This window comes from Borrelia maritima (assembly GCF_008931845.1).
In the GTDB taxonomy this organism is placed as follows: Bacteria; Spirochaetota; Spirochaetia; order Borreliales; family Borreliaceae; genus Borreliella; species Borreliella maritima.
Window position 1 is genome coordinate 71,994 of the sequence record NZ_CP044535.1, and the last position, 26,121, is coordinate 98,114.

The 26,121-nt window shown below is 28.2% G+C and carries 24 protein-coding genes; 8 read left to right on the forward strand and 16 right to left on the reverse strand.

The features are described 5' to 3' along the window. The first annotated feature begins 27 nt into the window (after nt 1-27). Genes ftsY through DB723_RS00390 form a run of 5 tightly spaced genes read left to right on the forward strand, consistent with a single transcriptional unit; the run spans nt 28 to nt 5,084 of the window. Nucleotides 28-873 (forward strand): signal recognition particle-docking protein FtsY, encoded by an 846-nt coding sequence (ftsY, locus tag DB723_RS00370; RefSeq protein WP_151551297.1) that lies wholly within the window; start codon nt 28-30, stop codon nt 871-873. Continuing rightward, entirely contained in the window at nt 870-1,898 is a 1,029-nt protein-coding gene (locus DB723_RS00375) for a hypothetical protein (RefSeq protein WP_151551299.1), read from the forward strand. Before ftsY ends, DB723_RS00375 begins: the two co-directional genes overlap by 4 nt. Further along, complete coding sequence (locus DB723_RS00380) at nt 1,899-3,152, forward strand: ABC transporter permease (RefSeq protein WP_151551301.1); 1,254 nt, start codon at nt 1,899-1,901, stop codon at nt 3,150-3,152. It abuts the gene before it with no gap. Between the two features lies 1 nt (nt 3,153). Beyond that, complete coding sequence (locus tag DB723_RS00385; protein ID WP_151551303.1) at nt 3,154-3,834, forward strand: ABC transporter ATP-binding protein; 681 nt, start codon at nt 3,154-3,156, stop codon at nt 3,832-3,834. Then, complete coding sequence (locus DB723_RS00390) at nt 3,834-5,084, forward strand: ABC transporter permease (RefSeq protein WP_151552888.1); 1,251 nt, start codon at nt 3,834-3,836, stop codon at nt 5,082-5,084. The genes DB723_RS00385 and DB723_RS00390 overlap by 1 nt, the downstream gene beginning before the upstream one ends. An 8-nt stretch (nt 5,085-5,092) precedes the next feature. Here DB723_RS00390 and DB723_RS00395 read toward each other — a convergent pair whose 3' ends face one another. Both DB723_RS00395 and DB723_RS00400 read right to left on the reverse strand, forming a co-directional pair. Then, complete coding sequence (locus tag DB723_RS00395; protein ID WP_151551305.1) at nt 5,093-6,391, reverse strand: hypothetical protein; 1,299 nt, start codon at nt 6,389-6,391, stop codon at nt 5,093-5,095. Continuing rightward, nucleotides 6,384-6,704: a hypothetical protein gene (locus DB723_RS00400; protein ID WP_151551307.1), complete on the reverse strand. Its 321-nt coding sequence runs from the start codon at nt 6,702-6,704 to the stop codon at nt 6,384-6,386. Before DB723_RS00400 ends, DB723_RS00395 begins: the two co-directional genes overlap by 8 nt. Before the next feature lie 180 nt (nt 6,705-6,884). Between DB723_RS00400 and DB723_RS00405 the strand changes: the two genes are divergently transcribed. From DB723_RS00405 to DB723_RS00415, 3 genes are all read left to right on the forward strand, one after another. Continuing rightward, complete coding sequence (locus DB723_RS00405; protein ID WP_151551309.1) at nt 6,885-8,153, forward strand: cysteine desulfurase; 1,269 nt, start codon at nt 6,885-6,887, stop codon at nt 8,151-8,153. Nucleotides 8,154-8,371: 218 nt separating this feature from the next. Then, nucleotides 8,372-8,800, forward strand: a complete 429-nt coding sequence (locus tag DB723_RS00410; RefSeq protein ID WP_151551310.1) for an iron-sulfur cluster assembly scaffold protein — start codon at nt 8,372-8,374, stop codon at nt 8,798-8,800. Continuing rightward, nucleotides 8,797-10,332: a YifB family Mg chelatase-like AAA ATPase gene (locus tag DB723_RS00415; protein WP_151551311.1), complete on the forward strand. Its 1,536-nt coding sequence runs from the start codon at nt 8,797-8,799 to the stop codon at nt 10,330-10,332. Before DB723_RS00410 ends, DB723_RS00415 begins: the two co-directional genes overlap by 4 nt. Before the next feature lie 26 nt (nt 10,333-10,358). Here the strand turns inward: DB723_RS00415 and DB723_RS00420 are convergent, their stop codons facing one another. From DB723_RS00420 to murI, 14 genes are all read right to left on the reverse strand, one after another. Further along, on the reverse strand, nt 10,359-11,309 hold the full coding sequence (locus DB723_RS00420) for an L-lactate dehydrogenase (protein WP_151551313.1): 951 nt from the start codon (nt 11,307-11,309) through the stop codon (nt 10,359-10,361). 131 nt (nt 11,310-11,440) lie between these two features. Further along, nucleotides 11,441-13,249: a translation elongation factor 4 gene (gene lepA / locus DB723_RS00425; protein WP_151551314.1), complete on the reverse strand. Its 1,809-nt coding sequence runs from the start codon at nt 13,247-13,249 to the stop codon at nt 11,441-11,443. A 28-nt stretch (nt 13,250-13,277) separates the two neighbouring features. Continuing rightward, a complete protein-coding gene (locus tag DB723_RS00430) occupies nt 13,278-14,273 on the reverse strand; it encodes a hypothetical protein (protein WP_151551316.1) in 996 nt (331 codons plus the stop codon). A gap of 71 nt (nt 14,274-14,344) precedes the next feature. Next, complete coding sequence (locus DB723_RS00435) at nt 14,345-14,779, reverse strand: ATP synthase subunit K (RefSeq protein ID WP_010255396.1); 435 nt, start codon at nt 14,777-14,779, stop codon at nt 14,345-14,347. Between the two features lie 16 nt (nt 14,780-14,795). Next, nucleotides 14,796-16,622 carry a V-type ATP synthase subunit I gene (locus tag DB723_RS00440; protein ID WP_151551317.1) on the reverse strand — a complete coding sequence of 609 codons (1,827 nt, stop codon included), beginning with the start codon at nt 16,620-16,622 and terminating at the stop codon, nt 14,796-14,798. A gap of 10 nt (nt 16,623-16,632) precedes the next feature. Continuing rightward, nucleotides 16,633-17,229, reverse strand: coding sequence for a V-type ATP synthase subunit D (locus DB723_RS00445; protein WP_151551319.1), 597 nt, complete (start codon nt 17,227-17,229; stop codon nt 16,633-16,635). A gap of 2 nt (nt 17,230-17,231) precedes the next feature. Continuing rightward, complete coding sequence (locus tag DB723_RS00450) at nt 17,232-18,536, reverse strand: V-type ATP synthase subunit B (protein ID WP_151551320.1); 1,305 nt, start codon at nt 18,534-18,536, stop codon at nt 17,232-17,234. Nucleotides 18,537-18,556: 20 nt separating this feature from the next. Beyond that, entirely contained in the window at nt 18,557-20,284 is a 1,728-nt protein-coding gene (locus DB723_RS00455) for a V-type ATP synthase subunit A (RefSeq protein ID WP_151551321.1), read from the reverse strand. A 13-nt stretch (nt 20,285-20,297) separates the two neighbouring features. Continuing rightward, nucleotides 20,298-20,843: a hypothetical protein gene (locus DB723_RS00460; RefSeq protein ID WP_151551323.1), complete on the reverse strand. Its 546-nt coding sequence runs from the start codon at nt 20,841-20,843 to the stop codon at nt 20,298-20,300. A 9-nt stretch (nt 20,844-20,852) separates the two neighbouring features. Next, nucleotides 20,853-21,452: a V-type ATP synthase subunit E gene (locus DB723_RS00465; RefSeq protein ID WP_151551324.1), complete on the reverse strand. Its 600-nt coding sequence runs from the start codon at nt 21,450-21,452 to the stop codon at nt 20,853-20,855. A 183-nt stretch (nt 21,453-21,635) separates the two neighbouring features. Then, nucleotides 21,636-22,022 carry a hypothetical protein gene (locus DB723_RS00470; protein WP_151551326.1) on the reverse strand — a complete coding sequence of 129 codons (387 nt, stop codon included), beginning with the start codon at nt 22,020-22,022 and terminating at the stop codon, nt 21,636-21,638. 5 nt (nt 22,023-22,027) lie between these two features. Beyond that, entirely contained in the window at nt 22,028-24,373 is a 2,346-nt protein-coding gene (locus DB723_RS00475) for an endonuclease MutS2 (protein WP_151551327.1), read from the reverse strand. Continuing rightward, nucleotides 24,363-25,286: a ribosome small subunit-dependent GTPase A gene (rsgA, locus tag DB723_RS00480; protein WP_151551329.1), complete on the reverse strand. Its 924-nt coding sequence runs from the start codon at nt 25,284-25,286 to the stop codon at nt 24,363-24,365. Before rsgA ends, DB723_RS00475 begins: the two co-directional genes overlap by 11 nt. Beyond that, the gene (gene murI / locus DB723_RS00485) at nt 25,283-26,065 is read right to left on the reverse strand and encodes a glutamate racemase (protein ID WP_151551330.1); all 783 of its coding nucleotides are present in this window, start codon (nt 26,063-26,065) and stop codon (nt 25,283-25,285) included. Before murI ends, rsgA begins: the two co-directional genes overlap by 4 nt. Between the last annotated feature and the right edge of the window lie 56 nt (nt 26,066-26,121).

The following is a 26,121-nucleotide window of genomic DNA, read 5'->3' on the forward strand; positions in this document are numbered from 1 at the left end:
TTAGCAATAAAATAGGAGAACAAAATTTTGGGAATTTTAGAAAAAATAAAAAATTTATTTAAAAAAGAACAACAAGAAAATGTTATTGAAAACCTAGAAGACATTCTATTAGAATCAGACATTAATAATGAAATTGTAATAGAAATAACAAACAAATTAACAAAAGAAAAAAATAAAAACGAACAAACTATTATTGAAAAACTAAAAGAACTTTTAAGTAATTATATTAACACAAAAAAATTTACTCTAGAAAATAACAAATTAAACATTTTACTAATAGTTGGCATAAATGGAATTGGAAAAACATCAAGTATAGCAAAACTTGCAAATAAATTAAAAAATGAAGGCAAAAATATATTAATATCGGCTGCTGATACATTCAGAGCAGCTGCAATTGAACAAATGAAAATTTATGGAGAACAAATAGGTGTTCGAATAATATCTCAAAACCAAGGAAGCGATCCATCGGCTGTAATATTTGACAGCATTTCAAGCGCTAAGCTTAAAAATTACGATGCATTAATTATTGACACAGCCGGAAGATTGCAAAATAAAGAAAATTTAATAAAAGAGCTTAAAAAAATAAACAATGTAATATTAAAGCAAATAAATAATACTAACATCAATTATCAAAAAATACTTGTAATCGATTCTACTATTGGGAAAAATGCAAATAGCCAAGCAGAAATTTTTAATAAAGCAATAGAAATAGACGGAATAATAATCACAAAACTTGATTCATCCTCAAAAGCAGGTGCAATAATAAACATTTCAAAAATTCTCAAAAAACCTATATACTTTACTACCTTTGGGGAAAAACTAGAAGATATTAAAGAATTTGATATAAATGAATATTTTAATAAATTGCTATGAAAAAAACAAAATTAATATTTCTTATATTTATCCCACAAATCATTTATGCAAAAAGCTATTTTGCATCTGATGCATTTTTCAATAAATACCAAAAATTAAGCGAAAAACCAAAAGAGGGATTTTACATTGAGTATTATTCTATTGATGACACTGAAAAACTTTACTTATACAAAGAAAAAAATTTAATAAAATACAAGACAATTCAAACAATAGAAAATACAAAAAAAATCACATTTTATGATACAAAAGACATAAAAAGAAAAGAAGAAGTTTACGACAATTTAAATAATAAAATACAAGAAATTGAATATAACAATAAGGGAAAAATTCTTGAAACAGCAAATTACTTTTATGAAAACGGCAACTTAATATCTAAAAATTTAAAAATAATAAATCAAAAACCAAAACTAATACATTACTCCAAAGATGAAAATGGTAAATTACTAAAAATAACGGGATCAAATTTTCAAATTTGGAACTATGGAATTAATGGTGACATAAAATCTACATATTTTGACATCAAAAAATCAACAACAAAAGTGATAAAATACGATGACAAAAAAAGAAATTTAAACAGTACAATAATTGCTAATAATAAAACAAAATCCAAAGAAAAAAACCAATATCTAGATGACCAAAAAACAGTAAATACCTTTGAAGAAGACAATACAAAAATAATATCCACCTACCAGGGGAACAACCTAATTAAAGAAGAAACATATAAAAACAATGAACTTATAAAAACAAATGATTTTCAATACAACGAATCTGATATGATAATTTTTCAAAACACTAAAGAAAAGGATAAAGACCAATACACTAATACTAAAATTGAATACGAATATAACCAAGACAATCAATTAAAAATTAAAAAAATTTATGAAAACGATATAATTTATCTAAAAGCCGAATACCATAATGATAATGAATATGAAGAAGAAATATACTACAATAAAAAGCCTGCTCTTAGAGTAAAGCACAAGAATGGAAAAGTTACCGAAGAAAAACCAATAGGAACAAATTAAATGGGTATAAGAAATTTTTTGCTTAAAAAATTAATATTAGAAGAAAAAAATAGCCTAGCCCTCACAATTGTAATAATATTAAGTATTGCCTTAGGTGAAATAATAATTATCCTAACAATATCGATAATGAACGGCTTCCAAAACGACTTTTTCCTTAGCATTACAAATGTAGAAAGCGGAAATTTGAAAATAGAAAATGAACTTACTCAAGAAGAAATCGAAGAAATTAAAAAAATTGAAGGAATAAAACACATAAATAAAATATACGAAACACAAGGCATTGGAATTCAAAATTATTATTATCCGACTATTTTAAATGTCATTGCAATTGATATTGAAAATCTCAAAAAAGACCAAAATTTTATTTCATTTACAGGACTTAATGAAGATGAAATGGATATTAAAGATAATGAGGTCATCATTGGAAATGTACTTTCCCACAATTTCAACTTATTTGAAAATGATACACTGGGATTAATAATCACAGATGAAATAAAGTTTTTTATCTCATTAGAAAATGATATAAAAAACTTTAAAATAAAATCGATTTTCAAAAGCAATTATGCAAAAATAAATGAAACTTTAATTTTTATGAACATAGACTATTTCATTAAAAATAAAATTTTAAATAATTCAAGTATTAATTACCAAATAAAAACAAAAAATTTAAATCCAAGTAACAAATTAATTAAAAAGATCAAAGCTGTTAACCCAAAAATCAAAGTAAAAACTTGGAATGAATACAATAAAGAATTCTACAAAACATTGAAAATAGAACGAAATACAATGTTAATTATTTTAACAAGCATTTTCATTGTTATTGCCGTTAATGCATACTATCTACAAAAAAGAATAATAATAAATAAAAATAAAGCTATTTTAATACTATTAGCTATGGGGCTTAGAATAAAAAAAATAAAGCAAATTTTTTTTATTCACGCAATAATAATCTGCACTATAGGAGGCCTTCTAGGTTTGTTGCTGGGAATTTCTATTTCCTTAAATATAAATGAAATTTTAAAAATAATTGACAATCTGGCAAACGTCTTAATAATTTTTTTAAATAAAATATTGGCCTTAGAAATAGCTAGCATTAAAATACAAATAGTAAAAAACACAATTACTCCCAAATTATTTTTAAGTGATTTAGCATTTACTTTCTTTTTTGCATGCTTTTCTACAATATATTCAAGCTTAAAAGTAACAAAACAAATTGGAAGTCAAAAAAACATTGAAACTATAAATGGATCATAAAATGGAAAATATATTAATTATAAAAAATCTCTACAAGGCATACAAAAAAAATAAAACAAAAATTCAAGTAATAGAAAATTTAAACTTAACTGTAGAAAAAGGTGAATTTATTTCAATTCAAGGGAAAAGTGGCTGTGGTAAATCAACCCTTTTTAATATGATTTCGGGAATTGATAAAATAGATTCTGGAGAGATAATATCTTGCGGAATATGTTTAAAAAATGCAAATGAAAAAACATTGAGTTTGTATAAAAACAGGCAAATAGGTTTAGTATTCCAAAATTATAATTTAATAAATGAGTTTAGTGTAATTGAAAATATAATTTTACCCCAAATCATCTCAGGCCAAGAAACAAAAGTAACAATAAATAAAAAAGCTGTGGATCTAATGAAAATACTAAAAATAGAAAACAGAGCAAAACATTACCCTTCAGAGCTCTCGGGGGGCGAATCACAAAGAGTTGCCATTGCTAGAGCACTAATTAATGAACCTGATATAATATTGTGTGATGAGCCTACAGGAAATTTAGACTTAAGCACAGCTAAAACCGTAGAAAATCTACTTATCAACACAGCAAAAAATTTTAAAAAAACCTTAATACTAGTTAGTCATAACCCACAATTTGCAAACAAAGCAGATTCAAAATATGAATTCAAAGATAGGACATTAAAAAAACTATGATGTTTCTAAAGCTAATAGAAATTACAAAAATTGCTTATATAATTTTTAAAAATTCAACAAATAAAATAGCTTTAATAGGCTCTGGAATATCATTAAGCTTAGTAATGATCCCATTAATTATTGTCTACTATATGTCGAGCAATATTATGACTTCTACTATTAATAAATACATTGAAAGTGAAGGATTTTTCATACAAATAGAATACAACGACACAAATAAAACCAATTACCTAAAAGACAGATTAAGCTCATTTAAAAACAAATATAATTATAAAGATTTAAATTATTTTTTTGAGAAAAGAACTTATGGAATTATTGGAAATAATAAAAAACAAGGTTTGTTAATAAGAGCAATAGAAAATGAATTCATATTAAAAAACAAATCAATAAAATTAATAAAAGGTATTAAAAATTTAAAAAAAGATTCTATACTCATTTCAAATCAAATAAAAAATAAACTTAATTTAAATCTAAATGAAAAAATTGACATTTTGATTCCAAATACAAAAAACAACAAAATAATACCTAAAATAAAAAAGTTTAATATCTCAGGAATAATTGAAACAGGACTAAAAGATATTGATAATAATTTAGTGTTAATTTCTTTTGAAAACGAAAATTTAATGTCAAAAAAATTTTCAAAAAGCATAATTGGGCTTAATACAAATTCCAACTCCATAAAAACCAATGAAATCTTAAAACAGAATTTAGAAACTGAATTTCAAGAATTTCAAATACAAACATTTTATGAACTTTACTTAAATAAATATAATAATTTAGATATAAGTAAAAAACTTTTAATATTCATTATGGCTTTGATCATAATATTTGCAAGCATTAATATATCTTCATCTCTTTCAATGCTTATTTTTGAAAATAAAAAGAAAATTGCAATATTAAAATCCATTGGAATGAATAATTTAAACATAAAAATAATATTTCTTTTGATATCATTCACATTAAGTACCATCTTTTGTGGAATTGGAATAATAATTGGAAATTATTTAACACTTAAAATATCTTATTTAATAAACTTTGTTGATAATGTTTTAAACTTTTTTTTAAAAATACTTGGAGAAGAAAATTCTGAAATATTAAATCCAGAATATTATGTTTCCGAATTCCAAATACATTTAAGCCTAAGCTTTAGCTTAACACTTCTTGGCATGTATATGTTAATAAACATTTTAACCACGCTGATTCCACTTAACATTGTTTCAAATTTAAAAGAAAAAGAAATCTTAAGATAGTTAAAAAATTATTTAATAATCACATTATAAATTTTAATAGATGAAAAATCCTTTTCAATTGTAGGATAAATCTCATTTGGGAAAATTGTACTAATTGTAAAACTCTGTTTAGATTTAGATTTCAAAAAAGAATTAGAAGAAGAGATTAATTTACGTCTCAAAGACCTAATTATTTTGCCCTCCTTATCAATATAGCTGATTCCAATTTCCAAATTTTTAACAACATCCCTTGAAGAATTGAAAACTTCTATCACAGTATTTGCCTTACAAATCCCAAAAGAATTTTTAAAATAATTTCCAATATATTTAAATTTTAATGTAAAAGAATCTGAATCAAGATTGACACCAATTTTGTCATCAACATTCTTAAAAAAATCAATATCAATTATATCCAATACTATTTTCTTAGGGTTAACATCAATAGCTCTTGGGATACTCGATATAACATCAATTGGAATATAAACATTTTTACCCCACTTTGCAGAAAAATCACTTTCTTTGGCAAAAACCTGGTTAAAAACAGATTTGCCAAGATCATCGTAAATTGTAACTCTGTAAGAAATCTTTTTAACAGGATGAGTTGTTGAGACAACACCGGCTTTAAGCTGGTATAAATGCGCATCTTCAAACACTAAAACTTTGGCATCTTCTATTTCTATGTAATATAAATCCTTAGGATCTGAAATAAGATTAGCAGCTTCAACTACTAAATCCGTAGCCATAGTAATAGGAGGAAGACCTTGCGATGTATAAGAAGGAGTAAATTTTTCTTTTAAAGACATTTTACCATTTCCATTCAAACCAATAAAACCCTGAAAAGATCTGTAAGTAATTAAAGAAATAAAAAATATTAAAATGGAACTCAAAGTTAATATTAACATTCTGTTCTTGGATTTTTTAGACTCATAATAGTCAATTAAATCTAAATCATTTCTTATTCCAAATTCTTTTGCTTGCAAAATTACATGCATCATTTTTTTTTTAGATTCTTTAGTATTTAACTTATCGGTAATTTCTTTAAAAAGAAAAAAAAATAAACTAAAAGTTGATTTATTATGAAGAGAATAAAAATAGACGGATTCAAGCTCTCTAAAAGCAATATCTACCTTACCCATATCAAAAAATCTTTTAACTCTGGCATAAGATCTTTTAAAATGAAATTCTATATTCTCAATATCATTATCAGAAATATCTGATACTTCAATAATATTTTTGATACTCTTTTTGGTTAAAATCTTATTCCTATGTTTCCTAAGTTTTGATAAATAAACTTTAATTCTATCTTCAGATGTTTTACGACTATTCATTGTCTTCTAATTCATCAACTTTTTTTAAAAGCCAATAAGCAATATTTCTGGCAGTAGTCTTTGTAATAGAAATTCCTATAAAAGAATTAATTAATACTATTTTTCCCTCTTCTCCGCGTTTTAGCTCTTTTGAAGCCTCTTCCAAAACACCTTCTTTGGTTTTTGTGTAAGCAATATCCTCAGAAATCTCAGTAGACTCGAAAACAAGATCACAAAAAATTTCTCCCGCATTAGTTATATTCCCATAAATATTATTAACAGGAATTAATTTATAATCCTCAGCTTTTTCAAACCTATAAATTACTTCTTTCATATAAACGAGTATACCATAATCAAAATACATAACCAATAAACAAATTTATACAAAAAATTAATTTCAATTCTAAAAAAAATGATTATTAATTAATAATCATTTTAAACTTTTTTTATGAAATAAAAAATAATGATATAATAATTAAAAGCTAAAAATCAGAAGAAAGGAACTTGTAAGGATATGTATTTAAAACAAATAAAAAGCAATGCCGAAAAGGTTAAGCTTTTAAGAAAAGATTTTCCTATTTTAAATAAAAAGTTTGACAATAAAAATATAATTTATTTTGATAATGCGGCAACCTCTCAAAAGCCCAAAAAAGTAATTTATTCTAGCATAGAATATTATGAAAATTACAACGGAAATGTGCATAGAAGCGGACACAAATTTGGAATTGAATCTAGCATAAAAATAGAAAAAACAAGAGAACTTGTAAAAAATTTCATTAATGCAGAATCTGCAAAAAATATAATATTTAATTCTGGAACTACGGATGGAGTTAATACCATCGCAAACTCATTTTTTTGCTCAAAATACTTTAAAAAAAAAGATGAAATTATTCTCACAACCCTCGAACATAATAGCAATTTGCTGCCATGGGCAAATCTTGCAAAATTAGCTGATCTAACAATTAAGTTCGCCAAATTTAATGAAATGGGAATTGTTACCCCTGAAGAAATTGAAAAACTTATTACAGAAAAAACAAAGCTCATTAGTATTGCAGGAATAAATAATACTTTGGGAACCATTAATGATTTAGAATCTATTGGAAAAATCGCAAAAAAATATAATATAAGTCTATTTGTAGATGCTGCGCAAATGGCACCTCATATAAAAATAGATGTCAAAAAAATTGGCTGTGACTTTTTGGTATTTTCCGGACACAAAATGCTTGCTCCAACAGGAATAGGTATTTTATACATTTCAAATAGTATGTCTGAAAAACTTAATAGTTCAAAATTGGGAGGGAATACCGTAGAAAAAATATTTATAGAAAATGAAAAAATTAAATTTAAACCATCTGATACTCCTAATAAATTTGAATCGGGAACCCCAAACATTGCAGGAATTATTGGACTTGAAGAGGCAATAAAATACATTAATAACATTTCTATGGATTTTATTTTAGATCATGATCAGCAGTTAATCGACTATGGAGTAAAAAAATTACAAGAGCTTGATGAAGTCGAATTTTTACTAAATACAAATCTTAAACGAAATTCAATAATATCATTTACGGTAAAAAATATTCATTCACACGATATTGAAACCTATCTAGATACAATGGGAATAGCAACTAGGGCTGGAAAAACTTGTTCTTACGTAGCATTTTTTCCAGAAAATTTAAATAAAGACCATCTTTTAAGAATTAGCTTTTATTTTTACAATACACAAGAAGAAATTGATAATTTCATACTGGGATTAAAAAAAGTAATAAAAGAGCTTTCATAAAAATTTAAAAAAATAAGCATCTTAACAAAGTTAATCAAAAAAAAAGATTTTTGATTAACTTTAACTTAAGGCTTAATAAACATTATTTCAAGCGTTAAAAATCTCAAAGCAATTTCAACTATATTTTTAAAATTTTTTATTTAAAATTCTTCACACTATCTTCTATCACACTATCTTTTATTATTGATTTAATAAATCAAAGAAAATAAAATTAAATTATGCTCACTGAAAAAACCAAAAAAGAATTACTAAGACTTAGTAAAGTAAATAATTATATAATAGATAAAATAGAAACAAATCAAAATCTAAAACATCAATCTAAATGTGGAGATCAAATTTTATTCCAAACAATAGAAATAAATAACGGAAAATTTAACTTTAAACATCATGCATCTGGATGTATGATTTTACTTGCAAGCGCCAACGCTTTAAACAAATTATGTAATGACAAACCAAAACCAGAAATCCTAAACTTAGTGCAAAAAGTAATAAACAGCGATTTTACAAATTTAGACGAGATTGATGTAAGTTTAAAAATTTTTAACATATTTACAAATACAAACAGAAAAGACTGTTTTTTACTACCATACAAATCATTAAAAGATAGTTTAGAAAGCTATAAGCCTTTAAGGAGAGCTATTAAATGAAAATCTATTCACACTCATCAATCGGATATGAAGGAGAACTAATTGAGATTGAAATAGATATTAAAAAGGGAATTTCTGGAATTGATATCGTAGGGCTTGCTGGAAGCGAAATTAAAGAATCAAGAGAAAGGGTAAAATCAGCTATCAAGAATTCAAATTTTCATTTTCCTAAAAATAGAATATTAATAAATCTTGCACCTGCTGGGGTTAAAAAGCTTGGTACAGCTCTTGACCTTTCTATTGCTATCAGCATTATTAAAATACAAGAAAACAAGAATAATAAAAATTTAGAAATCTTAATATTGGGAGAATTGCAATTAGATGGCCAAATAAGATCAATAAAAGCGGTTTTACCAGCAATTGCTCTTGCCAAAGAAAGGAAAATAAAATTTGCAATAGTTCCCTTTGAAAATTTAGAAGAAGCACGTCTAATAAATGGTTTGAATATTTGGGGAGTTAAAGATTTAAAAGAAACTATAAATATAATAAACCAATTAAACAACAATATACTCCCCCCAAGAACAAATATTAAACCGCAGCCAGTAATTGAACAAGATTATATTTTAGATTATGACTTCAAGAATATAAAAGGACAACAAAGAGTAAAAAGAGCAATTGAAATAGCAATTGCTGGTGGACATAATATCATGTTATTTGGTCCGCCTGGAAGCGGAAAAACACTTAGTATTAAGTGCGCTCAATCTATTCTTCCTCCACTTACAAACAAAGAGCTAATAGAAACAAATAGAATATGGTCAATATCCGGGAAATTAATAGAAAGAAAGATAATAAAACAAAGACCTTTTAGAAATCCCCACCACACTGCTAGTAAAGAAGGAATAATCGGTGGAGGCCCTAACCCTTTGCCCGGAGAAGTTTCTCTTGCCCACAATGGAATATTATTTTTAGATGAAGCTTTAGAATTTAAAAAATCTATCTTACAATCCTTACGTGAACCTATTGAAGACAAATCAATTTCAATCTCAAGAGCAAGTTCTAAATTATTCAAATACCCTGCAAATTTCCAACTAATGCTTGCAATGAATCTTTGCCCCTGTGGAAATCTTGGCAAAAAACACACAGACTGCTTTTGTTCGCAACAAGAAATTTCCAATTATTGGAAAAAACTTGGAGCTGCAATGCTTGATAGAATTGACATTAGGGTTCCAACAAGAGCAATTAATAATGAAAAATTACTCAGCGAAACAAGCGAAAGTTCAAGCGAAATAAAACAAAGAATAATAAAAGCAAGAAACATCCAAAATATAAGATACGAAAATTTTGCAAACATAAATAAAAATTCTGATCTTAATTCCGATCACATTGAAAAATTTTGCAAATTAGATACAATCTTAAAAAATGATTTGATTTACATTTTAAATAAACTCAACATATCCTCAAGAGCAACACATTCAATATTAAAAATTGCAAGAACAATCTCTGATTTAAAAGAAGAAAAAAATATTTCAAAAGAAGCCTTACTTGAAGCAATTGAACACAGAAAAAACGGAGAAAATATGCTTGAAAAATAAAAACCCCAAAAATTGGGGCCTTAAAACTAAAATTCTATTTTATCAATATAGCTTTTAAGCTGATTAGCAGAACTGTTAAACTTTTCAAGCTCTTTAGGACTTATATTAAAGTTTAAAACTTCTTTGACTCCCTCCTTACAAACTATGGCAGGTGCCCCAATATAAAGATCTTTAATCAATCCCCCATACTGACCATTAATATAAGAAGATATTGGCAAAATAATATTCTGATCTCCAATTATTGCATTTACAATATTCTTAATACCAAGTCCAATTGCATAATAGGTTGCTCCCTTTAACTTAATCACCTCATAAGCAGCATTCACAACCTTTTTATGAATTTCATCAAGCTCCAATTCAGTTATTTTGCCTTCAGCAAGATATTCTGATAAAGGCTTCATTGCTATTTTTGTTTCATCCCAAGTAGCAAAAGAACTATCACCATGCTCACCCATAACATATGAATGTATATTTTGAGTGTTCACATTAAAATGATCACTTAAAAAATATCGAAGTCTTGAAGTATCAAGAATAGTTCCAGTCCCAATAACCTTATGAATAGGAAATTTAGAATACTTCATTGTAACATAAGTCATAATGTCTACAGGATTGCTTGCAACAACAAAAATACCATCAAAACCACTAGATACAACATTAGTTACAATATCTTTAAATATTTTAGAATTTTTATCAACCAAATCAAGTCTTGTCTCACCAGGTTTTTGGTTAAGCCCTGCCGTAATTACAATAATGTCTGCATTAGCACAATCTTTGTAAGTCCCAAACGATACATTAATATTCTTCTTTAAAAACATTTGGCCATGATTAAGGTCCATGACCTCCCCTTTTGCTTTATTTTCATTAACGTCAATAATTACAAGTTCATGTACAAGTGAATTGTCTATTGTCAAAGCATAAGCAAAGCTTGAACCAACCCCACCAGCTCCAATAAGAACAACTTTATTAGACTTAAGCATAAATTACTCCATATAAATTTAAACTACGTAAAAACTAATTTTAAATAAGTAATGATACAAATATTCTATCGCATTTCTAAGAGCTTTGCCAATCATAAACCTTTAAATGCCTTTAACAATTAAAAACACATTTAATTGTCGTTAGATTTCAAAACTGCAAGAAAAGCGCTTTGTGGGATCTCAACATTTCCTACCATCTTCATTCGCTTTTTGCCTTCTTTCTGCTTTTCTAAAAGTTTTCGCTTACGAGTAATATCACCTCCATAACACTTAGCAGTAACATCTTTTCTAACAGGAGAAATTGTCTCTCGAGCAATAACATTAGAACCAATAGCACCTTGAATAGCTATTCTAAATTGCTGCCTTGCTATTTCTTCTTTCAACTTTTTACAAATCACAACAGCCTTAGTTCTTGCGCTATCTTTAAAAACTAATTGAGAGAGTGCATCAACTCTATCCCCATTGACTAATATATCTAATCTTACTAAATCTGTATATTCATAATCTAAAAGTTCATAATCAAAAGAAGCATATCCACGACTCACAGATTTAATCTTATCATAAAAATCAAAAAGGATCTCAGAAAGAGGCATTTTATAAATAAGTTCAACACGCTTAGTATCAAGATAGATTAAGTTCGTCTGAACTCCTCTTTTCAATAAACACACACTCATAATATTACCTAAAAATTCTGTAGGAACAATAATATTGGCCTTAATATAAGGCTCAAGAACACTTTCAATAGATTCATTTCCAGGAAATTGTTCAGGAGTTTCAATAAAATAAGATTCTCCCTTTTTAGGAATTATTTTGTATCTAACAGAAGGGGAAGTTAGTATCACATTTAAATTAAATTCACGTTCAATGCGTTCTTGAATGACTTCTAAATGCAAAAGTCCAAGAAATCCACATTTAAAACCATGCCCAAGAGCAGATGATGAATCTTTTTCAAATGTTAACGACGCATCATTAAGCTTTAATCTATCCATTGCCTTTAAAAGATCATCATATTGATTAGCATCAACAGGATATACTGAAGAAAACACTACGGGCTTAACTTCTTTAAATCCCTCAAGAGGAGATAATGCGGTAAAATCACAAAGGGTTACTGTATCTCCAATCTTCACATCTGATATATTTTTTATTCCTGCAATAAAATATCCAACATCCCCTGCTTCTAGACTATCCTTTCTTTCAAGTGATATTTTAAAAATTCCAATCTCTTCAATTAAATGCTCGCTACCAGTATGCATTAACTTAATCTTATCGCCCGTCTTGATTTGTCCTTCGAAAATTCTAAAGTGAACAACAACTCCTCTATAAGAATCATAATGCGAATCAAAAATTAATGCTCTTAACGGATCTTTAACACTTCCCCTAGGAGATGGCACATACTTACAAATAGCTTCAAGCAAATCATCAATTCCTATTCCATTCTTAGCAGAAATAGAAATAGCAATTTCTTCATTCAATCCTAAATCACTCTTTATTTGCTTCTTTACAAAATCAATATTTGCATTTGGAAGATCTATTTTATTAATAACAGGAATAATTTCTAAATCATGCTCAAAAGCCATGTAAAAATTAGAAACTGTCTGAGCTTGTATCCCCTGGCTTGCATCAATTAATAAAAGAGCGCCCTCACAAGATGAAATTGCTCTTGAAACTTCATAAGAAAAATCAACATGGCCTGGAGTATCTACAAAATTTAATTCATAACAATTACCATCATTACTTTTATAGGTAATTGTTACTGCCTGACTTTTTATTGTAATGCCTCTTTCTCGCTCAATATCCATATTGTCAAGCATTTGACTTTTAAAATCACGATCAGATATTATTTTAGCCTTTTGAATAAATCTATCGGCTAATGTTGACTTACCATGATCAATGTGTGCAATAATGCAAAAATTTTTCTTACGAATACTAATACTACTCACCCCGAACTACAAATCAAGATTTAAAGATTTACTCCTTTTTTAAATATACATAATTTTTAATTTCACTTCTTGATTTCGCAATATAAGGAGAAAATCTTGGTGCAAGATCCACTATTAATTTCCAAGTATCTATTGCTCTAAATCTATAATTACCATTGGAATACGCATAAGTAGCAACAGCAACATTATAAACTATTTCCCAAAAATCTGTAGATTCAAAAGCATTTTTTATTGCCTTATACTCATTAATTTTTTTAACAAAAGATCTTAAATTTTTAAACTGATAAACGGGTTCATAATAAGAAATATAATCATACATTCTTGTTAGAATCCCCACTGTAGCTATAAGCCCATGAATAATTGAAAGTTCATAAGCTCTTAAGCGTAAATAAACTTTTGACAATAATTGATGAGTATCAATAACATTGTAGTTTTTAAATCTGTAAAGATTAAAAGTAAAATCAAGACCAAAAGCTCCTCTTACTTGTTTTAAATAAGAAGTTAGATAAAATGAAACATTAAATTTATTGTCTGGAGCACCATTCTCACTTTGAGAATAATCATGATAACTATAGTAATCTTTTTTAGTTGAAAACTTATTTAATATATCATTTAAATAATCAATTGTATCAACATAATTATTTTCAAGTTCAGCCATTTTGGCTAAAGAAAAAAGTATTTTTTTTTCAAAAGATTCATCTAATAAATAATCTTTGTCTTCAAAAGACTTGTAAAGGTTTAATTTTTCAAGAACAGCATTCCCAGACATACTATAAGCCACTGATAAATAATAGCTGGCTTCGGGATAAACCCCTTTTCTAAGCAAAGCTTCCTGCAAATAATTAATCGCATGTGTAAGATTAGACTTACCAAGTTCAGATTTAGAATAAAGAAATTGCCTACCTTTTTCAAGTAAAATCCAATACGGAAAATTTTTATTACCTACAGAATTCAAATTATTACTTAAAGAATTCAAAGAAATAGAAAAAAACAGGGCAAAAAAGAATAAAAACAAATTTCTCATAATAATAAATATATTAAATTAACTCATAAATTACGAGAAAATTTAATATTAAAAGAAACATAAATAAAAAATTAAACAAACTTAAAGATCATCAAGAATACCATTACAAAAAGAGCAACAGATTCTATTAATCCCAAAACTAATAGATATGTAGCAAATCCTTTACCTGTCTCAGAAAAAGCATCACAAGCCCCTGCTGCTGCTTTACCTTGAGCAAATCCAGAAACAGCAATTGCAAACCCACCGCCAATACCGGCTCCAAACAATAACCATGGATTTGTCTGCATCATTACCTCATACAATGTGTTCATTAAAATATACCCATATATTATTTGAGTCAATGGCGCTGAAACAAAAACAATCAATAAAAATGGTGCCGGCTTTCCTTGCATATAGCATCTCTTCCATGCCCCAATAGCAGCACTGCCTGCTGCTCCCATGCCCAAGGCAGAGCCTATTGCTGAAATTGTCAAAGCTGAATTAACTCCTATTAAACCTATATCCATAAGTACTCCTTTTTATTTATTTTTTTATTTTTCTAAAAGGCTTATAAGCATATCCATTCCATTCTTGGCCTAAATGGTTTGAAAATTCAAGCATATTAAGCCTTAATCCATGAACAACTACTGAAAGCAAAGATAACATTATATTTAAAACATGTCCAAAAAGTATAACAATAGCTCCAACTATTATAAAACCAATATTAGAAGATTTTAGTAAAGGTATTGACATAGTATTAAAACTTGCTGAAATTGAAAGTCCTGCAAGTCCAACTGCAAAAAGTCTAATATAAGATATTATATCTGCAAACCCAGACACAGTAGTTAAAAATTGCTCTATAATTCCCCCAAAACTTTTCAAGATACACTTGAAAAAATTTGAACCATCTTGCTTGCCAAAAATAAATACAAGCGCAATGCCCAAATATATTACATTGTAAACAACACTGTGCATGGGAAATCGAGATTGACTTATTATTAAATTTAAAACAAGGTAATAAAGGCCAATTATAGCTATAAGCCAACCAATCTGTGCAATTGAATGAATATGGGGTTTTTCTTTTACTTGTCTTAAAAAATTCCAAGCATGAGCCAATGCAATTTGCAAAACTCCTATTGAAAAGCAAATAAAGATAACATTTTGTACACTATCTTTATCTGTCAAATAACTAACTTTAAATGAATTTAAAATAGGAAAAATTTCAAGAATTAAAGGACTACCAAACCAAGTCCCAGTCATAGAACCATAAAGTATCGATGATATACTAAGATAAAATATTAACCCATGAATCGGAGTTAGGGGCTTGCCCCTAAGAATAAAACTCAAACTAAGCAAAATTCCTATCAAAAAAAATATTACACCATAAGCTGCATCACCCACTATCATACCAAAAAACACAAAGAAAAATAACATAAAAATAAAACTTATATCCCTTTCTTTATATCCGGGAATCGTCTCTAAAATATTAAAAATAGGCGCAGCTAAATTGGCAATTCCTTTTCTTTTTATATAGGTTGGAATAATATCATTTTCTTCAGGATCTGCAAATTGCACCGCAAAGCCTGCTTTTAAAACTGAGCTTTTAAGAGATTCTTGCCTTTCAACCGGAACAAATCCCGTAATATATGAAAAATCTTCAAAATCAGATTGCATATCAGCTAAGACTTGCTCAAACTCTACGATTTGATCGTAATTTTTTATTTCATCTCTTAAAATATCAATGTATTTATTAAAAAGAGAGATTTGAGTTAATTTTTGATCTAAAATCTCATCAACAACCTTTAATTTATTATTAATATAATCAAAATCAAAATTAAACTTAAATTCATCAGCAATTTCAATTTTTTGCTCAAACTCACTAACGCTCACAAAATAATAAGTGTTTTTTACATTTTGAATCAAAAGTACATTAACATTAGGGTCTTTTAATAAATTTTTATATTCACTTTTTTGGATTTTAAAAAATTGAATGTAAATGCCAGAATCTTTTAATTTGTCAATATCATCCAAAGAAAAATTCCCCCAAACAGAAATTAAATTCCTTTCATGCAATAAAGATCGCTTAATATCTTGAAATTCTTTAATCTCATTACCTAAATTGACTATGCTTTTTGCAATATCTAAAAAATTTCCATTAGAAGATTTTAAAGCCTTAACACCTCCATCTTCTTTAAGTAGCGAAAAAGCTTGCATTAAAATTCGCCGATTATCAATGCTTTTTTTTAAAGAATCTGAATTCTTATTGCAAAAATTAATATGAACTGCTCCAAAATCTCTTAAAATCTCTAATGATTCTTTTTTATATTTTGATAAAGTCAAAAGTAAAACTTTTTTCATTTTTACAATCATAAGCTTGTTCCTATCTTTTTTTTATCAAACTAGCCTTAGCAATTTTACCTCTTACAACAGCCGCAGTTTGCTGATCCCCAAGATATACATTAATTTTTTTTATATTAGCCTTAACTGTTGGTATCATAACTTTCTCAAATAAATTAACCCTCTGAGATGTTACTCTAAACTCTTTTAAAAGCAAATCAATCTGTTTTTTTAAAATTTTAAGTTCTACATCAATTTGAATTACAGTTTTAAGAACCTCAATTCCCTTATCTACCCAATAAGGAGTAAAAAGTAAATCGTGTTTTATGTCTTCATATTCAATAGAATCAAATAAAGGAATAGCAACCCCCGCAATATTTAAAGACTTTTTGAATACTGTTTTTACTTGAATCCAACTTTCAAAAGGAAATTTTTCACTAAAAAGAGAAATCCAACTAGAAATACTGTCCTTAAGGTTTTGTTGCTCAAGACTTTTAATTTTGCAAGAATTCTCAATTCTAACAATTTCCATATAAAGCTGTTGCTTCTTAAGCTGCAAAGTAGGCAAATACCTCTTAAACATTTTAAGCTCATCTTTTTGCTTTTTAAGATCATTTTTGGTCAATTTAATTTTAGACATAATCAATAGGTCTCTTTTTTAGGCCAATATTTTTTAATAAGGTCTGTTTTTATTCCCGTTTCTTTTGGACTAAAACAACTGGCAAGAATGCTCCAGCCCAAATCTAAAGCCTCTTCTAAGGGAATATTAACAGACAAATCCATCATCTTACTTTCAAACATGCTACTATACTTGAGTAATTTCTCGTCCCACTTAGTCATATTAAATCCCATAGCTTTCTTCTCTACAGATTCTTTTGAAGACGCATAAAGTTTAATCATTGAATCCATTATAGTCCTATGATCATCTCTAGTTCTACTGTTTACCATTTGCTTGAGTCTTGAAAGCGATCCAAAAGGCTCTATCCTGCCACCCTTTAAATAGTACTGACCTTCTGTAATGTATCCAGTATTGTCAGGAACAGGATGAGTAACATCATCACCCGGCATAGTTGTAACTGCAAGTATTGTAATCGATCCTGCACCCTCAAAATCAATAGCTTTCTCATAACGATATGCAAGCTGAGAATATAAATCCCCGGGATAACCTCTGTTAGAAGGCACTTGCTCCATCGTAATAGATATTTCTTTCATTGCATCAGCAAAATTTGTCATGTCTGTGAGAAGCACCAAGACTTTTTTGCCCTTGAGAGCAAACTTTTCAGCAACAGCAAGTGAAATATCAGGAACAGTTAAAGATTCAACAACAGAATCATTAGCAGTATGAACAAAAAAAATTGCTCTACTTAAAGCGCCTCCTTTTTCTAAAGAATCTTTAAAAGTTAAATAATCATCATGCTTAAGCCCCATCCCCCCAAGAATTATTAAATCAACCTCTGCTTGAAGTGCAATCCTCACAAGAAGCTCATTATAGGGCTCACCAGAAACAGAAAAGATTGGTAATTTTTGAGATTCAACAAGAGTGTTAAAAACATCTATCATTGGAAGTCCTGTCCTTATCATGTTTCTAGGAACAATACGTTTTGTAGGATTCGCAGAAGGCCCACCAATTTCAATCAAGCTGTCATCAAGAGAAGGCCCTCCATCTCTAGGATTCCCAGAACCATCAAAAATTCTGCCCAACAAATTGTCAGAAAATGAAACTTGCATTGAATGTCCTAAAAACTTTATCTCGTCTGATGTGGAAACACCTCTTGTACCACCATAAACTTGAAGAGAAACTTTTTCTCGATCAAGCTTAATTACTTCGGCTAGAGAACTTGTATCTTTTGCTTTTACAATAGCAAGCTCACCGTACTTAATACCTTGAGCTGTAACAGTTATTACATTGCCTGCTATAGACTCTATCTTACTATAGACTCTTTTCATATATATATTTCTCGAACCCCCTAAATTACCTTTTTAAAATTTATCAATTCACCCAAAGCATGCTCCAATTTATTAAACTTATGATCTTTAAAAGAAGAAAGATTCATGTCTAAAAGATTTTGCCTTAACTCATTTATAAAATCTCTTGCTTGAAGCTTATCAGAAAACTCAAAGTTGGTTTTAAGAATGTTATAAACTATATCAAACATATAATTTTGACGCTCTGAACTAACAGCAGCATCAATAGAATCAAATGAATTTTGTTGCAAATAGCATGAATCAAGTAGCTCGGATTTCAAATAAATTAAAAAATCTTCATTACTTATACCCTCTTCTCCAACAACTTTCATCATTTGATTAATTTCGTTACCTTTCACTAAAAAAGATCTTGCATATTCTGTTTTTTTGGGATCAATAACACCTTTATATTTGCTCCAAGATTCAAGAGGACTAATAGCTGGAAATTTCCTAGCATCAGATCTTTCTCTTGTAAGCCCATGGAAGGCTCCCACAACCTTTAAAGTTGCTTGAGTAACTGGTTCTTCAAAATTGCCAGCAGCAGGACTCACAGATCCACCAACTGTTACAGATCCAATATCACCATTATTAAGAACTACAATGCCTGCTCTTTCATAAAATGACGCAATGACAGACTCAAGATAAGCTGGAAAAGCCTCCTCACCAGGAATTTCTTCAAGGCGACCAGACATTTCTCTCATTGCTTGAGCCCATCTTGAAGTTGAATCTGCCAAAAGAAGAATATCAAGACCCATCTGCCTATAATATTCACCAATAGTAATAGCAGTATAAACAGAAGCTTCCCTAGCTGCAACTGGCATTGAAGATGTATTACAAATAATACAAGTCCTATCCATTAAAGATTTACCGGTTTTAGGATCGGTCAATTCGGGAAACTCTTTAAGAGTTTCTACCACCTCACCTGCTCGCTCACCACAAGCTGCAATAATCACCACATCAACATCAGCATTTCGACTTGTAACCTGCTGAAGAACCGTTTTTCCAGCTCCAAAAGGACCTGGGATGCAAAAAGTTCCTCCCTTGGCAACTGGGAAAAACGTATCTATAATTCTAGTTTGAGTTAACATAGGCTCACTAGGAATAAGCCGTTCCTTATAATTAGTAATAGGAATTTTAACAGGCCAATGAAAAGACATTGTAATGCTATGCCTCATCCCAGAATCATCTTCAATTACTGCAATTTGATCATCAATCGTATAGTCACCATCATTTACAATCTCAACAATTTTATAACAATCTCTTTTATAAAATGGAATCATTATTTGATGGTGGACAGTCCCTTCAATTACAAAGCCCAAAAAATCTCCTGCAATAACAATTTTTCCGACTTTGGAAGTTTTTTTGAAATTCCATTTCTTATTTTTATTCAAAGGCTTTAAATACACTCCCCTTTCTAAAAAAAATCCACACTGAATAGCTAGTTCAGGTAAAGGATTTTGAAGTCCATCATACACTTGAGTTAAAAGACCTGGCCCTAATTCAACTGTTAAGAGCTTATCTGTGAATTCAACTACATCTCCAACAGATATTCCCTTTGTCAATTCAAAAACTTGTGCATCAACTTCATTCCCTCTAATACGAATTACTTCTGCTTTTAAATTCCTGCCACCGGTATTTATAAATAAAACTTCATTCATAGAAACTGAACCTTCTACTTCAATAGTAACTAAGTTTCCATTTACTCCAACAACTTTTCCTTTTGTCTTCATTAAAATTCCTTTCCTAAACTTTTCCATTAGTTTTATCAATTAAATTTTGACAAATCTTGTCAAAATTTTGAATACCTAATTTTTCTTTAAATAAATTATGCCTCAAAAATAACCTTAACTTTAAAAAGTAAATTATTAATTTCTCAAAATCAAATTCATGCCCAACCTCAAGATCAGTCAAAAATTGCCACTTGAGAAGGTCAAGACCCAATTCTATCTCAAAAGAATTTTCTTTCAAACAAATATTTCTCAAAATACTCAGATAATAACTCGAGAAATAAGCAGATTCCAAATAAAAATCCTTAGACAAACCCAATTTTTCTGCCCTTAAAGCTGCAAGTGTATATCTTATCGTATCTTCAAAATCAAGAAAAAGATCAATAACTCGTGATTTGCCTCTATCTACCTTAAATTCTAGCAACTCTTTTAAAAAATTGAAGTCCTTTTTGCTTAAAGAAAGTTCGACATTGTTTAAAAAATCTGAAACACTATAACTTTTTAAAGATTTTAAATCAATATAAGGCAGAGAAGATAAAACATAATAATATGAATCTAACACAAAAGTCTCCTAGACCACTTTTACAACTTCCTTAAATCTTGGATTAAGATAATCAAAAAGAATGTCTGCAATAGTTTCCACTGAAAAATCATAATGCAAATCAGTATTCTTTTTTTGAAGCCTAAAACCCTTGCTTATCCCCCTGAAGGGCTTAATTTCTATTTCTTCCTTAAGCTTATTTCCAAGTTTTAGTTTTAACATATGCTCTAAGCTAGAAACATCAAATTCATTTAATTGGACAACTACTTTTTCTTCTTTAATCCAAGAATCTGTTATTTTAATTATAAGCTCTGCTAAGAAATTATTATCACTAAAAACCTCTCCCACATTATCTTTTAAGATATTTTCAAAAAGAGATTTAAGATTCTTTTCAACACCAATAATTAAATCTCTTGCTGCCTGGCGAGAAGCTTCAAGGGCATGGCGTTTATAATCATTAGCTTCTTTTTCTGATTTTAGCTTTAATACTTTGGCAGCTTCTTCTGCTCTAGAAACTATTTCTTCTGCCTCTCTTTTAGCCTTCAAAATAATATCATTAGATACTCTCTCAGCTTCTTCAAGCCCATCTTTTTTAATTTTATTTATCAGATCCTTTACTTCAAATTGCATTAAAACTCCTTATTATACAAAGTAAAAATAAATTAACAATTATTAGTAAACAAAACTTTAAAAAAGCGCAAAATAAATTTCTTAATATCAAAAATTTTATAATATAACAAGACATATCAATTTAGCACAAAAATACTTCTTTAAGAATACATTTATTATTAATTATTAGAAATAATACAGTCATTAAAAAAATTGCCCAATAATTTTATAAACATTGCCATCAAGCACTATATCAAGATTTTTGTTTGGAAATTTATTTTTAAGTCCTTCTCTAAAAATTTCAATACCCCTTTTATTTATCTTATCCCAAAATTCACTATCAACAAAATTTAAAGTCAGTATTTCAATAACAATCAAATAACCTCTTCCAAACTTAGATCCATAGCCTGATGTAAAAGTTGTTGTAACACTGAAAAGACCATCTAAAAGACCGTTTGCGGCCTTACCCCTAAAAGGTCTATTGGGATGAATATCATAAGAATCGCCAAATTCGTCTTCAAGCATAAAATCAACATCAAGACAAATGTGAAACAATATATTTTCAAATTCATTAAATTTAGTTATATCCACTTAAATTAAATCTCAACTATGGTTTTACCAGCTCCTCCATCACTAGGATGAGCAAAATAATATTTTTTAACAAACCTTAACTCTTTTAATAAATTGTGAACTTCCTTCATAAGATGCCCTTCCCCTTTTCCATGAATGATCTCAAATTTATTAATGCCATTTAATATAATATTATCTATTTTCTTGTTTAAAAAGTCTAGAGCATCAACAGTCCTCATACCTCTAATATCAATGGTAAAACCTAGCAAGGTTTCCTTATCATAATCATTATGATCAATTGAAAAGCTAAAATTTTTACCACTCTCTTTTTTCTGTTCTTTAATATTTTCTAAAGATATCTCTAATCTAGAAACACTAATATTAAAAGCGCCCGCATTAACAGTAATCTTCTTTTTAGAAATCCCAACTATTTTTCCTTTTGCATTGGAACTAATTATCCTCACCATATCTCCTATTTTAAAATCTGTTACTACATTTCTCTTATTGTTAAGAGAATTTACTTTATTTAATTTAAGATCTATATTTTTTTCTAAATCTGATATAAAAGTTTTATTCTTTGCAACATTAACATTGCCTTCTTTTATTTCTCTAACTAAATTTTCTAAAACTTTTCTTGAATTTTTTAAAAATTCATTTTGCTCATTTAAAAGCTCCGTCTCAATATTTTTTTCCTTTAATAAAAGATCTTGATAAAGATTTTCTACTTCTTTTTCTTGCAGTTCTATTTGAATTAATTTATTATTTATGGTTTCTTTAAGTAAAAGCAAATCTTTTTCTTTCTCTATTAATCTTTCTAAAATTTCATTAACTTCTGTTTTTTGAAATGAATAAATCTCATTAGCACGAATTACTATTTTCTTGTCAATCAAAGCTTTACTAGCAACATTAAACGCATAACTTTCACCGGGAATGGAAAAAATCAAATTATAACTGGGCTGCATTGTCTCTAAATCCATCCGCATAGAAGCATTAATAACACCTTCATGGATATATGCAAAATATTTAAGGGCATTATAATGAGTTGATATTAAAACATAAGAATTAATATTGATTAAATATTCAAGAATCGCAATAGCAAGCGCCTGGCCTTGATCAATGTCTGTTCCTGAGCAAAATTCATCAAATATTACAAGGCTATTTTTTGTAGCATTTTTTAAAATATAAGAAATATTACTCATATGGCTTGAAAAAGTTGAAAGAGAATTAGGAATTGACTGCTCATCACCAATATCAATAAAAATGTTGTCAAAAATTTTAAAAGTACTAGACTCACTAACAATAATAGGAATACCAAACTGAAACATTGCACTAAGTAGTCCAATTGTCTTTAAAGTTACCGTTTTTCCACCAGCATTAGGACCAGTAATAATTACAACACGATTCTCAACAGGAGTAAAATTTATTGCCTTTGAATCCTTTACCAAAGGATGATGTGCATCAAGAATATTTAATACATCTGAAATCTCAGGAAATACCCCTTTAGTTTCAATTCCATAAATCGCTCGTGCTTTTAAAGAATCATAATACAAAAAATTATTATAAAGATTATCTAAAAGAATAATGTTGCTGCGAACTTTACCAGAAAGATTTTGCAAAATTTTTAAAAATATTCTTTTTTTCTCTAAATACAGATAACTTAACCTATTGTTATCATTTACAATATCATTTGGTTCAATATAAAGAGTTTCGCCCGATGAAGAAACAGAAATAACATTGCCTTTAATCTTACCTTTAAAATTAGACTTAAGAGCAAGGACATATTTATTTGATTTATAATAAACAAAATTGGAAGCTAAATACTCTGAATTCAAGCCAATTATTCTTTTTATCTGCTTTTCAACTCGTCCATTTAAATTTTTAATTTCAAATTCAATCGAATCATATTCTTTTACAACACCGCTTTTCAATTCAAGAGCATCAACATCTATATATTCTTTCAACTCACTAAGCAAATTCTTTAGCTCTGGACTTAAAAATAATAAATCATATAAAATCTGTACATTAAGATGCTTGGCATCACTGTTTTTATTTAAAAATAAATTTAATCTCAAAACTTCATCTAAAAACCCTATAATATCTCTCAAATTTTCAATAGAAACTCTTGAATTTTCTTTTGATAATAATGAAATGGGATATTTCAAACTATTTATAAAAGAATTTGGATACCCTTTAAAACTCTCAAAAAGCATTCTAATGAGATTTACAAAGGAAAACATTTTTTCTAAACTTTCTCTTGTTTTTAATATTTTTTGATTATTTAGTAGATTAATAGTGTCTGGATTAGAAACATACTTCGATACTAAAGACAAAATTTCATAAAAATCAATATTTTTTAAATATTTATCTTGCATAATTTTTATAATTTTTAAGCTCCGACAAAATCTTTAAATAGCTTTCGTACCTGAGATTAGAAATACCATTGCCTAAAGAACTTATAACAGAACAACAAGGTTCACTAACATGCAAACAGGATTTATATTTACAAAAACCAGCAAAATTTTCAAACTCTTTAAAATAATATTTAAGATTCTCAAAAGGCAATGTTTCAATTCCAAACTCCTTTATTCCAGGAGTATCAACTATTACCCCACTATCAGAATGAAATGATATTGAATAAACAGTAGTATGCTTTCCTCTAGAATACTTATGTGAAATCTCATTTACTGCTTGAGAAGCTCTTGAATCAATTAAATTTATTAAAGAAGATTTACCAACACCAGATTGGCCAATAAAAGAAGTTCTTGAATTTCCCAAAATCTCTTTTATTTCTTTAATACCCTCAAAAGTTTTAACAGAAGTTTTTAAAACCTTGTATCCTAGATTTTCATAAATTTCAGACAACTCTTCAACTCTTTGGCTTATTCCTTTATCAATTTTATTAATTACAATAACAGGAAAAATATTTTGCTCTTCTGCAACAACAAGAATTCTGTCAATAAAAAAATTTTTCATCTCGGGGAAATTAGCAGAATTTACAATCAAAACATTGTTAACATTGGCAACAATTGTCTGTCTAAGATCTGCTTTTCTATTATAGCGCCAAAGAATATTTTTCCTACTTGCTCGCTTATCAATATACACTTTGCGAGAACCATAAACATATCCTAAAACTATATCTCCTGGAACTAAAGGGCTATATTCCTTACAACCTGTTTCTAATACCTTCCCCTTAAAAATTCCTTCATAAATCAATTTGCTCTTAAGTTCTAAAATAGAATATATATTATTAACTCCCCAAATAACTTCAAATTCAAGATAATTCAAAGTATAATTCCTTTAAAGCGGAGATTATATTTTTTGCAAAAATCTTGATAAAAAGCCAAATTTTCATTTTTAGTTAAATAAAATTCATCTACAAAGTCAGCATCATTTCTACAAGAGTCGCCTTTATATTTAGAAAAATTTATTGATCTAATAAGCCTTTGTACAACTAGTTCACGATTCTCATAAACAGGGATTTTTAAAAAATCTTCTATCATTTCCTTCAGATGTAAATAATGTGTGCATCCGAGAAAAACAATTTCTCTACCGGTGTTTACAACTTCAAATTTTAAAGCTTCCAAACATTTAAGAGCATCTTTTCTGTACTTCTGCCCATATTCAACAAAATTAACAAGCTCTCCAGCAGCTTTTACAATTAAATCATTATGTATATTTACTTGATCCTTAACGAATTTGCTTTCAAGAGTAGTACTTGTTGCAATCAAAAGAACTCTTTTTAAAGCAAGATCTGGAACCAAACTTACTTCTGGTAAAGTATAAACTACCGGAAAATCAAAATTTAATTTATTGTACACACTAACGGAAATTGTATTGCAAGCCAAAATTAATGCACTAATATTATAGATCTTTTTAAGCTTCTCAATAAACAATAAAACTACTTCTAAAAGATATTCTGAACTCTTTTCTCCATAAGGGAAATTTTTATTATCAGCAACATAAACATATTGGTATCCTTCTATTTTACTTTTAACATATTTAAAATAAGAAAGACCCCCTATTCCTGAATCAAAAACAATTATTACTTCTTTGAAATTTTTCATTACAAAATAATAATCACTCCTAAAAAACAAAGTATAAATATTAACAAAGTTAATTT

Coding starts and splice junctions, on each gene's coding strand:
- DB723_RS00375 (WP_151551299.1), top strand. CDS start 870: ATGAAAAAAACAAAATTAATATTTCTTATATTTATCCCACAAATCATT.
- DB723_RS00380 (WP_151551301.1), top strand. CDS start 1,899: ATGGGTATAAGAAATTTTTTGCTTAAAAAATTAATATTAGAAGAAAAA.
- DB723_RS00385 (WP_151551303.1), top strand. CDS start 3,154: ATGGAAAATATATTAATTATAAAAAATCTCTACAAGGCATACAAAAAA.
- DB723_RS00390 (WP_151552888.1), top strand. CDS start 3,834: ATGTTTCTAAAGCTAATAGAAATTACAAAAATTGCTTATATAATTTTT.
- DB723_RS00395 (WP_151551305.1), bottom strand. CDS start 6,391: ATGAATAGTCGTAAAACATCTGAAGATAGAATTAAAGTTTATTTATCA.
- DB723_RS00400 (WP_151551307.1), bottom strand. CDS start 6,704: ATGAAAGAAGTAATTTATAGGTTTGAAAAAGCTGAGGATTATAAATTA.
- DB723_RS00405 (WP_151551309.1), top strand. CDS start 6,885: ATGTATTTAAAACAAATAAAAAGCAATGCCGAAAAGGTTAAGCTTTTA.
- DB723_RS00410 (WP_151551310.1), top strand. CDS start 8,372: ATGCTCACTGAAAAAACCAAAAAAGAATTACTAAGACTTAGTAAAGTA.
- DB723_RS00415 (WP_151551311.1), top strand. CDS start 8,797: ATGAAAATCTATTCACACTCATCAATCGGATATGAAGGAGAACTAATT.
- DB723_RS00420 (WP_151551313.1), bottom strand. CDS start 11,309: ATGCTTAAGTCTAATAAAGTTGTTCTTATTGGAGCTGGTGGGGTTGGT.
- DB723_RS00430 (WP_151551316.1), bottom strand. CDS start 14,273: ATGAGAAATTTGTTTTTATTCTTTTTTGCCCTGTTTTTTTCTATTTCT.
- DB723_RS00435 (WP_010255396.1), bottom strand. CDS start 14,779: ATGGATATAGGTTTAATAGGAGTTAATTCAGCTTTGACAATTTCAGCA.
- DB723_RS00440 (WP_151551317.1), bottom strand. CDS start 16,622: ATGATTGTAAAAATGAAAAAAGTTTTACTTTTGACTTTATCAAAATAT.
- DB723_RS00445 (WP_151551319.1), bottom strand. CDS start 17,229: ATGTCTAAAATTAAATTGACCAAAAATGATCTTAAAAAGCAAAAAGAT.
- DB723_RS00450 (WP_151551320.1), bottom strand. CDS start 18,536: ATGAAAAGAGTCTATAGTAAGATAGAGTCTATAGCAGGCAATGTAATA.
- DB723_RS00455 (WP_151551321.1), bottom strand. CDS start 20,284: ATGAAGACAAAAGGAAAAGTTGTTGGAGTAAATGGAAACTTAGTTACT.
- DB723_RS00465 (WP_151551324.1), bottom strand. CDS start 21,452: ATGCAATTTGAAGTAAAGGATCTGATAAATAAAATTAAAAAAGATGGG.
- DB723_RS00475 (WP_151551327.1), bottom strand. CDS start 24,373: ATGCAAGATAAATATTTAAAAAATATTGATTTTTATGAAATTTTGTCT.
- murI (WP_151551330.1), bottom strand. CDS start 26,065: ATGAAAAATTTCAAAGAAGTAATAATTGTTTTTGATTCAGGAATAGGG.